Raw genomic sequence first — 12,410 nt, 5'->3', positions numbered from 1 at the left:
CTCTATTTCCAGAGTGTGGGGACTATACATTATAAAATTTCTCACTCTCTTCAACAACTGGCGAGATATTTTAGTCATCCTCAAATGTATGTTAGCTAGCAGATTATTTGTCTAAAATAGCCTCTTTTCCGAAAGGTTTATATATAACTTCTTTCATAAAATAAAATGCAAATACCAATTTAGACAACTTTAGGAGGTGTTGGGTATGGCTGAGTTGCCAATTGCCCCAATTGATAGGTTAGTTAGAAAGGCTGGTGCACCAAGAGTTAGTGAGGAAGCTGCCAAGGTTCTTGCTGAGCACCTTGAGGAGAAGGCTATGGAAATAGCTAAGAAAGCAGTTGACCTTGCAAAGCACGCCGGCAGAAAGACCGTCAAGGCAGAGGACATCAAGCTCGCTATCAAGGCTTGATAATTTTTCTTTCTTTTGTCTTTTCTATTATGGATGTTTCCATTGTGTTTCCCATGGTTTGAATATTCTGAACTTGAATTTTCTTTCTGTAATCTCTCCTACGACAAAAGTGGGGTCGCTCATCCTTGGAACAGTTGGAGAACCGGGGTTGAAAAGTATCACTTCTTTTCCCATATATTCATATTTATTATAAAAGAACCGATGGGTATGTCCAAAGATAAGGATGTCCACTCCCATTTCTAGGGCTTTATACTTTAATATTTGTTCATCTAAACTCAGAAACTGGTGGCCATGTATAAGGCCTATTTTGAGGTTGTTAATCTCTAAAATCTTTTCTTCCGGTAGAGTGGTTTGATCAAGGTTACCTTTCACGGCTATAGTTGGAGAAATCTCTGTAAGGCGCTCTAAGACCTCGGGAGCAGTAAGATCCCCTGTATGTAGGATTAGATCCACTTTCTCACTTTTAAAAACATTAAAAATTAAATCAGGCAAATGGGAAGTTTTATCTGGATAGTGGGTATCACCCAATATTCCGAGCTTCACGTTTTTCCCCAATATTTCACGTGGGTATTCGTATATTAAGTTTATCCACAAGCTCTTTGTATCTGTTTCTCACAGTAACCTCGGTTACCCTTGCGACTTCAGCAACTTCTCTTTGTGTCATTTTCTCTCCTTCAAGAAGGCTGGCAATGTATATTGCAGCTGCAGCTATGCCAGTAGGCCCTTTTCCACTGGTAAGGCCCATTTTGATTGCTTGATTTACTATCCTCATTGCTCGTCTCTTGGTCTTTTCTGTCACACCAAGCTGGTCACCAAATCTTACAACATAATCCACTGGATTTGTAGGTCTAAGTTTGAGGTTTAGTTCTCTAACGAGATATCGATAACTTCTGCCAATTTCTTTTTTATCTACTTTTGAAAAATCTTCTATTTCGTCAAGAGTTCTTGGAGCATTGGCTATTCTGCATGCAGCATACAGGCATGCCGAAACCATACCTTCTATCGATCTACCCCTTACTAATCTGTTAATGACCGCTTTCCTATAAAGAAGGGCAGCAATTTCCCTTATATTTCTGGGAAGTCCTATTTGGGAGCCCATTCTATCTAATTCACTTAAAGCAAAAGCTAGGTTCCTGTCTATGGCATCGCTTATTCTCATTCTTCTCTGCCACATTCTCAATCGATACATTTTGGTTCTAGTACTTCCTGATATATCATTCCCATGGATGTCTCTGTTTCTCCAGTCTATATCTGTTGAGAGTCCTTTGTCATGGAGCATTATAGTTTCAGGTGCCCCTACTCTAGAACGCTTTTCCCTTTGCCCCGGTTCAAAGGCCCTCCATTCAGGCCCAAGATCCATTATCTCCTCGTCTAGCACATAACCACATTGGGAACAAACAATCTCTGCCCTGCTAGGGTCATAAATTAAATTTTCCGAACCACAAACCGGGCATCTTTTAATACCACCTAATTGAGTCAAAAATTCTCACCCCCTCTTTTGGGGGGCAGGGCGACGTTTAGCACCTTCCTTTATTTTTTTGGACTTTTTAGAAGCAGAAGAGGGTTTTTTATTTCTCCTTTTATCAATATAAAGAACCTCTCCAATATATTTTTCCGGATTCTTGATACGTGGCTTTATGGCCACATATGGAGATTCAACCGGACCGAAAACATCTTTGACTATCCCAATAACCTGAAGATTCTTATCTACCACCCGATCATTCAATGCTGGTATGGATGTTGAACGAAGAATTAGGAATCCCTGCTTTGCATAAGTAGAAACTTTGCCCAAACGTTTCATAGCCCCACCCCAATCGAAAATCTTTTAAATGTATTTGTTTATTTCTTTTTAAACTTTTCTACTAACTATTATAGATAGTAAAATCTTCGGGAAAACTTTTTAAGTATTAGGTACTTTTCTTGTAGATTTCTATAGCATGATGAAGGAGCATATTGGAGGTCCTGCATATTAAGGGGATAACTTTTTAAAAGATATGTATTTTAAATACCAATAGTTTCTAAAAGTCTTATAGGGAGGTGATACAATGCCGTTGATCGAGGAAGTTGCAGCCCGCAGATTTGAAAGGATAGGAAGCCATTCTCACATACGTGGGCTTGGTTTAGATGAAAATGGGAAAGCAAAGTTTGTAGCAGATGGCATGGTCGGGCAAACGAAGGCTAGAGAAGCTGCAGGAATTGCAGTCAAACTGATAAAAAAAGGGAAGTTAGCGGGTAAGGGAATTTTATTGGTGGGCCCGACGGGTAGTGGAAAAACTGCAATTGCAATGGGAATTGCAAAGGAACTTGGGGAGGATGTTCCATTTGTTCAAATTTCGGGAAGTGAGATCTACTCTGCAGAGATTAAGAAAACAGAATTTCTAAAACAAGCTTTGAGGAGAGCAATCGGTGTTAGAATAAGTGAGGAAAGGCGAGTTTATGAGGGGAAAGTAGAGAGGATTCAAATTAATAAGACCAAGCATCCCTTCAACCCCTATGTAGAAGTTCCCGAATCTGTAACAATAACGCTCAAGACAAAAGATGATGAAAAGACTATTAGGGCAGGTAGAGAGATAGCGTACCAGCTTTTGGAGATGGGAATTGAAGAGGGGGATGTAGTCCAGCTTGATGCCGAAACTGGAAGGGTCTCAAAATTAGGGACAACGAAGGGGGAAGAAGGTTTATTCTTTAAGAAGGTTGTAGAAGTGCCCAGTGGCCCAGTTCTCAAGATAAAAGAATTCACTTACACTGTTAGTCTATCTGATTTAGACCTAGTAAATAGCCGTGCAGGAGGGATATTTAGTGTATTCTTTGGTGGAGGACTGGAGATAACAGATGAAATAAGGGAAAAAGTTGATGAAACTGTAAAGCAATGGGTAGAAGAAGGTAAGGCTGTACTTGTCCCCGGAGTTCTCTTTATAGATGAATGTCATATGCTTGACATTGAGGCTTTTTCATTCCTGGCTAGAGCAATGGAGAATGAATTGTCTCCCATTCTAATATTGGCAACTAACAGAGGAGTTACAAAAATAAGGGGAACAGATTTAGAGGCTCCGCATGGAATCCCAATAGATATGCTAGATAGATTACTAATAATAAACACGGAACCATATAAGAGAGAAGAGATTAAGGAAATTGTGAAAATAAGGGCCATAGAGGAGGGAATAGAGATTTCAGAGGATGCAATAGATTATATTGCTGAATTGGGAGAAAAAACAAGTTTAAGATATGCGGTTCAGCTCTTGGCTCCGGCCAGTGTCTTAGCTACTGGTGGGGAAGTCAAGAGAGAACATATAGAAAAAGCAGAGGGTTATTTCTCAGACATAAAAAGAAGCACTGAATATGTCAGAAAACTCGAAGGGATGCTTCAGTGATCCTTCTTTATTTTTAACTCTTTTTGAAGTCTAAACTCTTTTAAAGACCCCTTCGATTTTAATCATAAATCTGCTCAACAAAGCATATATACTCTTTCTCATAATTTACAGAATGCATTTCCACTGGATCAACTGCTTCCGATGGAAATCTTTTTAAAAGATGTTAAAATCATAAAGATAAAATGTGCGACAGGAGTTATAAAAATGCACTAAATGTACTATAATAATTATGTAAACAATAAAACTAGGTCAAATTGATAAATACCAACAGATTTCCAATGGAGGGACGAAAATGCTGCAAGAGGGACAAACTGATCTTAATTCACTTTTTGAAAAGTACATGAATAATGAGAGAATATTCAAGAACAAAGACGTATTGAGACATAGTTATACTCCTAAAGAGCTCCCGCACAGACGAGAACAAGTAGAGACCCTTGTGCATATTCTAGTTCCAGTTTTAAGGGGAGAAACCCCCTCCAACATCTTTGTATATGGCAAGACGGGAACTGGAAAGACGGTTACTGTGAGGTATGTAACAGAGGATTTGATAAAAATCTCTCAAAAATATGATATACCTGTGGATGTCATTTATCTCAACTGTGAGATAATAGACACTCAGTATAGAGTGCTGGCCAATATAGTCAATTATTTCAGAGAAGAAAGCGGGGTAGAAGTCCCACTTGTTGGGTGGCCCACTGATGAGGTTTATGCGCAGCTAAAGAAAGCTGTGGATATGAAAGAACGCTTTTTGATAATAGTTCTGGACGAAATAGATAAGCTTGTTAAAAAAAGTGGCGATGATGTCCTTTACAGTCTTACAAGAATAAATACAGAACTTAAAAACGCGAAGGTAAGCATTATAGGAATATCTAACGATCTACGATTTAAGGAATATCTAGATCCAAGGGTGTTATCAAGTTTAAGTGAGGAGGAGGTAGTGTTCCCACCGTATGATGCCAACCAGCTGAGAGATATCTTGATGCAAAGGGCCCAAGAGGCCTTTTATGATGGAGTTTTAGATGATGCTGTTGTTCCACTTTGTTCAGCTTTGGCTGCCAGAGAGCATGGAGATGCAAGAAGGGCTCTTGATCTCCTCAGAGTCAGTGGAGAGATAGCAGAGAGAGAAATGTCTCCCAAAGTTACAGAAAAACATGTATGGAAGGCCCAGGAGAAAATAGAACAGGATACTATGGAGGAAGTTATAAAAACCCTGCCCCTGCATTCGAAAATCCTTTTGTATGCAATAGTCTTACTTGATGAGAATGGAGAGTTGCCAGCGAATACCGGGGATGTCTATTCCATTTACAGGGAGCTTTGTGAATATTTAGATTTGGAACCCCTAACTCAGAGAAGAATAAGTGATTTGATAAATGAACTTGACATGTTAGGTATAGTAAATGCCAAAGTTGTGAGTAAGGGTCGCTATGGAAGGACAAAAGAAATAAGGCTTAATATAACACCCTATAAAGTTAAAAACATATACCGCTTTGAAGAAACATTGAGGCCATTAATTTCAGTGAGCATGCTCAACCAGAGGAGGTTGTTTTATGGATGAACTGGTGAGGGGGTTAATATCAAACAATTACCTAATAACTCCCCCAGCATATTTTCTTTTATCGGAGCACTATAATAAGGATTTTGCTCTTCCGGAGCTAATTAAATTTGCAAAAGCAAGAGGAACGTTTGTAATTGATCAGATTACAGCTGAGGAATTTTTAAAATCCAAAGGTATTATATCTCAACCCAATCATTTAGAAAAGTTTTTGTTTGTAGAGAAGAGTGAGAAAGCAGAGGGAATTACAGAGGAAGCTGAACAAAGGGCCCTAGAAACCTCAGGCACTGTTGGTGCAGTTGAAACAGCCACTGAGATAGTGGAAGAAAGCGTTGAAGAATCATCTAAAACTTCAACCATTTCTGAAGAAACCGAAGTTGTGGAAAAAGCACAGGTTCTTGAGGAGATTGGAGAGGAAGAAAGTTTGGAAATACCTGAAGGAGTCCCACCAGAAGTTGAAGAACCTATTGAAGCTCCTCAAGAGGAAATTATAGAGAACTTTGAGAGTGAAAGCAGTGAAGAAGAAAATGGTGAGGATGGGGAAGTGGAAAGGAAAATTATTTTTGAGGAGTATGGGGTTCCTATAGTTGCTGAGGAGGAAGAGATCCCGGAGGAGAAAAAGACTTATTCTGTTTATGCTGATTTTAAAGTTACTCCAAAAGAGGGCTTTGAGTTTATTGCAAAGTCTATAGAGTCGAAGTATAATATCAAATTCGATGTTAGGAATGTTAAGGTTACCCCCCCAAAGGCAAGAAGTAGTACTACCAAAGAAGGGGAGATTATAGTAAAAGTCTACGAGAATTATTTCAAAAGCAGGTTGAAAAAGATGAGAAAGATCCTCCGGGAAAATCCCGAGGTCTCTGGGGTTATTGACATTGGGAAGCTTAGTTATATTAACCCGGAAGGCGATATAACGATAATTGGCCTTGTAAACTCCAAAAGGGAGACTAGGAATGGTTATATGTTTGAGGTGGAAGATAACAGCGGGATAATGAAGGTGTTTATCGGAAGGGACAGGGAAGATTACAAAAAGGCATTTGAAATAATGCCTGACAGTGTCGTTGCGTTTAGGGGGAGATATTCAAAGAGAGGGATCTTTTTTGCAGACAGAATATATCTTCCAGATGTTCCCCTCTACAAAAAAGAAAAGCCACCACTTGAGGAGAAGGTGTACGCCGCTTTGATAAGTGATATTCACGTAGGGAGCGATAAGTTCTGTGAGAAGGCATTTATGAAGTTCATAGAATGGCTCAATGGTCATGTAAACAGTAAAGCTGAGGAGGAAATTGTTAGCAGAATAAAATATCTCATAATTGCTGGAGATGTTGTTGATGGAATTGGTATATATCCGGGCCAATATAATGAACTCAGTATTCCGGACATTTTTGATCAGTATGAGGCCCTTGCAAATCTTCTCTCAAATGTTCCCGACCATATAACCATGTTTATTGGTCCTGGAAACCACGATGCTGCAAGAATGGCTTTGCCCCAACCGGAATTTTATAGGGATTATGCCAAACCCCTCTATGAGTTAAAGAACGCCGTTATAATAAGCAACCCTGCTGTAATTGACCTTCATGGTAGAGAATTTTTAATCGTCCATGGTAGGGGGATAGAAGATGTAGTTAGCTATGTTCCTAACATGAGTCACCATCAGCCGGTAAAGCCCATGGTGGAACTTTTAAAGCTTAGGCATGTTGCACCTACTTTTGGAGGAAAAGTCCCTATAGCCCCAGATTCTGAAGATCTGCTTGTAATCGAAAGCGTTCCCGATTTAGTACAGATGGGCCACGTTCATGTTCTTGATTATCAGATCTATAGGGGTGTTTTTTTAATAAATTCTGGTACATGGCAAGCCCAGACTGAATTCCAGAAAATGGTTAACATAGTTCCTACACCAGCAAAAGTTCCAATTATAGATGTAGAGACTGCTAAACTGAGGATGATAGTTGATTTTACAAAATGGTGTGACGTTTGAGGTGAAATAACATGGAAATTTACAGTGAAGAAATGAAAAAATATTTTGAATTCTTGCAGAGAGAGATTGATAAAGCGTACGAAATAGCTGAAAAGGCTCGTTCTCAGGGGAAAGATCCCACACAAGAAATTGAAGTTCCTCAAGCAACAGATATGGCTGGAAGAGTTGAGAGTCTTGTGGGCCCCAAAGGTGTTGCTGAAAGAATTAGATCTCTTGTAAAAGAATACGGTAAAGAACTTGCTGCCCTCAAAGTCGTTGATGAGATAATAGAAGGAAAGTTTAAGAAGTTTGAAAACAAAGAACAGCTCGCTGATCAATGTGTTAGAACAGCTTTAGCCATTCTTACAGAGGGTATTGTTTCTGCCCCCTTGGAAGGAATAGCTGACGTTAAAATAAAGAAAAATGAGGATGGCACGAATTATCTAGCTGTTTATTATGCAGGCCCTATCAGAAGTAGTGGTGGCACTGCTCAGGCCCTTAGTGTTCTTGTTGGAGATTATGTAAGGAAAAAACTTGGTTTGGATAGGTTCAAACTCACAGAGGAGCATGTAGAAAGGTATGTAGAGGAGATTGATCTTTATCACAGGGCGGTTACCAGACTCCAATATTATCCTTCTCCAGATGAGGTTCGTTTAGCTGTTAGAAATATACCAATAGAGATTACGGGAGAAACTACGGACAATGTTGAGGTTAGTCATAGAAATGTTCCGGGAGTAGAAACAAATTATCTGAGAGGCGGAGCAATTTTAGTAATTGCCGAGGGTGTTCTACAGAAAGCGAACAAGCTAGTTAAGTACATTGACAAAATGGGGATAGATGGTTGGGAATGGTTAAAAGAATTTGTTGAGGCCAAAGAGAAAGGTAAGAGTGATGAAAAGGAAGAAAAAGCATTGGAGGAGAGTAAAACTGAAACAGCTGTAGGAGAAACAACAAAAATCAAAAAAGGCTTTTATCATGAACTCTATGAAAAGCTTAAGGCGACCATATCCCCGAATGCAAAGTATACAAAAGAGATTATTGGGGGAAGACCGTTATTTGCGGAACCCTCCACCAATGGGGGATTTAGACTTCGCTATGGAAGGAGCAGGGTTAGCGGGTTTGCAACATGGTCAATAAATCCTGCGGTTATGATAATGGTGGACGAGTTCTTGGCAGTGGGAACTCAAATGAAAACGGAAAGGCCTGGAAAAGGATGTATCGTTACACCTGCAAGTACAATTGAGGGCCCTATAGTTAAGTTGAAAGATGGGAGTGTTGTGAGGGTTGATGATTATCACAAGGCCCTTGAGCTTAAAGACCGAGTAGAGGAGATATTATACTTGGGGGATGCTTTAATAGCGTTTGGAGATTTCGTTGAGAACAATCAAACGCTTCTGCCGGCCAACTATGTGGAAGAATGGTGGATTCAGGAGCTTGTAGAGACTGTCAATGATGTTTATGAACTTGAATTGAGGCCATTTCAGGAAAATGAGAGGGATTCTGTGGAGGAAGCCGCTGATTATTTGGATATTGAGCCGGAAACCCTAGCAAAGCTCCTTTATGATCCTCTTGTAACTAAGCCTACTATTGAAGAGGCCCTTCACCTATCAAATATACTAAAAATACCTCTTCATCCGTACTATACTTTGTATTGGAATACTCTCACAGTAGAAGAGCTCATAAAACTTCAGAATGCTCTTGTGAATGCCACAATTGAGTGGGGTGAGTACAGGGGCTTTAGATATGCAAAGAGACTTGAAATAAGTCTGGAGACATTAGGGGGTGCAAAACGTTATTTGGAACTCCTTGGAGTTGAACATATTATAGAAGGAGATACCGTGATTGTAGATTATCCCTGGGCTGCTGCCGTTTTAACCCCCCTAGCTAACCTGGAGAAGAAGATTGAGTTTAAAGAATTCCACACCCCTATTGACCTCATAAATGAGATAAGTGATATTAAGTTAAGGGATAGGGGAATAAGTTGGATTGGGAGTAGAATGGGAAGGCCCGAAAAGGCAAAAGAAAGAAAAATGAAGCCTCCTGTTCATGTTCTTTTCCCCATTGGTTTGGCCGGAGGCAATTCAAGAGACATCTACAAAGCTGCTCAAGAGGGGAAAACATCTGATGTTGAAATTGCACATTTCAAGTGTACCAGCTGTGGTCACGTGGATATATTCCCAACATGCCCTGAATGCGGAGAGGAAGCAAAACTCCTCTACCACTGTCCCAAGTGTGGTTTTGAATCTATATTAGACACCAGATGTCCGAAATGTGACATCGAAATGAAACCATACAAGAGGAGAAGGATAAGCCCTTCTGAACTCTTGAACAGTGCCATGCAAAATGTTGGGATCTACACTCTTGATAAACTCAAAGGCGTAATGGGTATGAGTTCTGCCCACAAGATAGCAGAACCCCTCGAAAAGGGAATATTAAGGGCGAGGAACGATGTTTATGTCTTCAAAGATGGCACTATAAGGTTTGATGCAACAGATGCTCCAATAACTCACTTCAAACCCAAAGAGATAGGAGTCAGTATAGAGAAACTTAAGGAACTGGGATACACTCACGACTTCGAAGGAAAGCCGCTTGTAAGTGGAGACCAAATTCTTGAGCTCAAAGTTCAGGATATAATACTCTCAAAGGAAGCCGGCAGGTATCTTGTTAAAGTAGCAAAGTTTGTAGATGATCTCCTTGATAAAGTTTATGGACTGCCGAGGTTCTACAACGTTGAGAAAATGGAAGATCTTATTGGTCATTTGGTTATAGGTTTGGCCCCTCACACCTCAGCTGGAATTATTGGAAGAATTATTGGCTTTGTTGATGCCCTTGTGGGGTATGCCCACCCATACTATCACGCAGCAAAGAGGAGGAATTGCTTCCCGGGAGAAACCAGGATATTGGTGCAGATTGATGGATTTCCACAGAGGATAACGCTTAAGGAATTATATGAGTTATTTGAAGATGAACACTATGAGAATATGGTTTATGTGAGGAAAAAACCAAAGGCTGACATTAAAGTATATTCCTTTGATCCTGAGACAGGTAAAGTTGTCCTAACAGATATCGAGGATGTTATAAAGGCCCCTATTACAGATCACTTAATCCGGTTCGAGCTTGAACTTGGAAGGAGTTTCGAGACGACTATAGATCATCCAGTACTCGTTTATGAAAATGGAAAATTCTTCAAGAAAAGAGCTTTTGAAGTAAAAGAAAGTGATATAATGGTTGTAATTGATGAATCAGATTCAAAACCACTCAAGATTACTATTAAAAAGATAGAATTCGTCAAACCGACTGGTGACTTTGTGTTCTCATTAAATGCTAAAAACTACCACAATGTCCTAATAAATGAAAATATTGTGACACATCAATGTGATGGCGATGAGGATTCTGTAATGCTCCTCTTAGATGCCCTGCTCAACTTCTCGCGCTACTATCTCCCAGAAAAGCGTGGAGGCAAAATGGACGCTCCTTTGGTGGTTACCACCCGTTTAGATCCCAGGGAAGTTGACAGTGAAGTCCATAATATGGACGTAGTTAGATACTATCCCTTAGAGTTTTATAGGGCAACCTACGAGCTTAAGTCACCAAAGGAAGTCGTTGGAGTCATTGAGAGAGTTGAGGATCGTTTAGGAAAGCCGGAGATGTATGAGGGGTTGAAGTTCACTCATGATACCGATGACATAGCACTCGGCCCGAAAATGAGCCTTTACAAGCAGTTGGGAGATATGGTGGATAAGGTTAGCCACCAACTGGCCTTAGCTGAGAGAATAAGGGCCGTGAATGAACATCACGTTGCAGAGACCATAATAAATTCACACATAGTCCCCGATCTAAGAGGAAACCTGAGAAGTTTTACAAGACAGGAGTTTAGATGTGTGAAATGTAACACCAAATATAGAAGGCCGCCCTTAAGGGGTAAATGCACAAAGTGTGGCGGGAAAATCGTGTTAACAGTTTCAAAAGGGGCTATTGAAAAGTATCTGCCTACAGCAAAAATGCTTGTAGCTAAATACAATGTAATTGACTATACAAGGCAAAGGATATGTGTTACCGAGAAAGATATCAAAAGCCTCTTTCAGAACGTTTTCCCGGAAACCCAGAGAACCCTCCTTGCCCTAAACCATAGGGATATATGTGATAGGATGATAGCGGAAAGGACTGGAAGGACAGTGAAGGGCAATGGGTATCTTGATGAGCTTAAAGAAAATGGTAAATGGAAAAAGACCGAGAAAAAACAGTCATCAGTAAAAGAGCGGCAGATTAAGAGGAAAAAAGGTGAAAAAGAAGAAATTCAAAAGCCTAAAAAGAAGAAACAGTCTAAAAAAGTTATTAACTTGGAGGACTTTTTCTCATAACCCTCAAATGTTTCTTCACATAAACAAAAAAGATAAATAGTTAAATCACCTTATCTTTTTTGATAGTGATGAAATTAGTGCCAAGTGTTGCATACCTTAGAATCCAGAAACAGTTTTATGTGGGGTACTCTATGGCCCTGGCGGGTTGGGTAGGTGAACATCTGATTATTCGTAAGTCTATTCCAAAGCCTTCTTTCATTGAAAGGGCAATGAAGAAACTTGGATTCTCTCGTGTTGGGGAGGAGATTGGTGATAACTATACCTACTTCTTTAAGAAAAACGATGTAGGAATTTCAGCGTATTTTGAACCAGCAAATGACTTACTTTTTATTCAGGTTTATCCGTTTAAGAAGAGGATTGGCTCTGGAGTGGGTATAAGATCACAATACCTTGAATTTTATGATCATTTCGTTGTTTCTATTGAGCCGGCCCAGAAATTGCCTCCGGGAATTAGAAGCATAGGGGTGAACCCACTGATACTTGAAGACTATTACCCAATCTCCACCCCCTACTGGGGAATGGTTCATGAAGATTGGGAGAACGATCTAAAAATACTGGTTATGCGGGATGAGATATTTGGGGACCTTGAGAGGAACGAATACCGCTGTCCAGTTTGTTTTTCTGAGTTGAGTGTTGAAGACGGTTACTTAAAGTGTCATACCTGTGGATTTGTATATACAGGTGAGAGTGACTTTGATAGGGTATTATCAAAGGTTTCCGTTGGGGCATGGGAAGAGGAGATTATATTTTAGCTTTTTGT

Annotated in this window: 9 protein-coding genes; 6 read left to right on the top strand and 3 right to left on the bottom strand. The window is 39.9% G+C overall.

Annotated elements, in window-relative coordinates:
• Positions 1 to 205: 205 nt before the first annotated feature.
• Positions 206 to 409, top strand: a complete 204-nt coding sequence (gene hpkB, locus TSIB_RS07765; RefSeq protein ID WP_048160496.1) for an archaeal histone HpkB — start codon at positions 206 to 208, stop codon at positions 407 to 409.
• A 27-nt stretch (positions 410 to 436) separates the two neighbouring features.
• Here the strand turns inward: hpkB and TSIB_RS07760 are convergent, their stop codons facing one another.
• Genes TSIB_RS07760 through TSIB_RS07750 form a run of 3 tightly spaced genes read right to left on the bottom strand, consistent with a single transcriptional unit; the run spans position 437 to position 2,210 of the window.
• Positions 437 to 952 (bottom strand): metallophosphoesterase, encoded by a 516-nt coding sequence (locus TSIB_RS07760; protein WP_048160494.1) that lies wholly within the window; start codon positions 950 to 952, stop codon positions 437 to 439.
• Positions 953 to 968: 16 nt separating this feature from the next.
• Positions 969 to 1,889 (bottom strand): transcription initiation factor IIB, encoded by a 921-nt coding sequence (locus TSIB_RS07755; protein ID WP_081432787.1) that lies wholly within the window; start codon positions 1,887 to 1,889, stop codon positions 969 to 971.
• Positions 1,890 to 1,895: 6 nt separating this feature from the next.
• The gene (locus TSIB_RS07750) at positions 1,896 to 2,210 is read right to left on the bottom strand and encodes a Gar1/Naf1 family protein (RefSeq protein ID WP_015849859.1); all 315 of its coding nucleotides are present in this window, start codon (positions 2,208 to 2,210) and stop codon (positions 1,896 to 1,898) included.
• A gap of 244 nt (positions 2,211 to 2,454) precedes the next feature.
• Between TSIB_RS07750 and TSIB_RS07745 the strand changes: the two genes are divergently transcribed.
• The 5 genes from TSIB_RS07745 (at position 2,455) to TSIB_RS07725 (ending at position 12,402) form a co-directional block, all read left to right on the top strand.
• The gene (locus tag TSIB_RS07745) at positions 2,455 to 3,780 is read left to right on the top strand and encodes a RuvB-like helicase (RefSeq protein WP_015849858.1); all 1,326 of its coding nucleotides are present in this window, start codon (positions 2,455 to 2,457) and stop codon (positions 3,778 to 3,780) included.
• 295 nt (positions 3,781 to 4,075) lie between these two features.
• Positions 4,076 to 5,335 (top strand): ORC1-type DNA replication protein, encoded by a 1,260-nt coding sequence (locus tag TSIB_RS07740; protein ID WP_394295184.1) that lies wholly within the window; start codon positions 4,076 to 4,078, stop codon positions 5,333 to 5,335.
• Complete coding sequence (locus TSIB_RS07735) at positions 5,328 to 7,310, top strand: DNA-directed DNA polymerase II small subunit (protein ID WP_015849856.1); 1,983 nt, start codon at positions 5,328 to 5,330, stop codon at positions 7,308 to 7,310. Before TSIB_RS07740 ends, TSIB_RS07735 begins: the two co-directional genes overlap by 8 nt.
• A gap of 11 nt (positions 7,311 to 7,321) precedes the next feature.
• Positions 7,322 to 11,650 carry a DNA-directed DNA polymerase II large subunit gene (locus TSIB_RS07730; protein WP_015849855.1) on the top strand — a complete coding sequence of 1,443 codons (4,329 nt, stop codon included), beginning with the start codon at positions 7,322 to 7,324 and terminating at the stop codon, positions 11,648 to 11,650.
• Positions 11,651 to 11,718: 68 nt separating this feature from the next.
• Positions 11,719 to 12,402: a hypothetical protein gene (locus TSIB_RS07725; protein WP_015849854.1), complete on the top strand. Its 684-nt coding sequence runs from the start codon at positions 11,719 to 11,721 to the stop codon at positions 12,400 to 12,402.
• Positions 12,403 to 12,410: the final 8 nt, after the last annotated feature.

The sequence above is a fragment of the Thermococcus sibiricus MM 739 genome (genome assembly GCF_000022545.1).
Taxonomy (GTDB): domain Archaea; phylum Methanobacteriota_B; class Thermococci; order Thermococcales; family Thermococcaceae; genus Thermococcus_A; species Thermococcus_A sibiricus.
The sequence above is the reverse complement of the archived record's forward strand: the minus strand, read 5'-3'. Positions and strand labels throughout refer to the sequence as shown.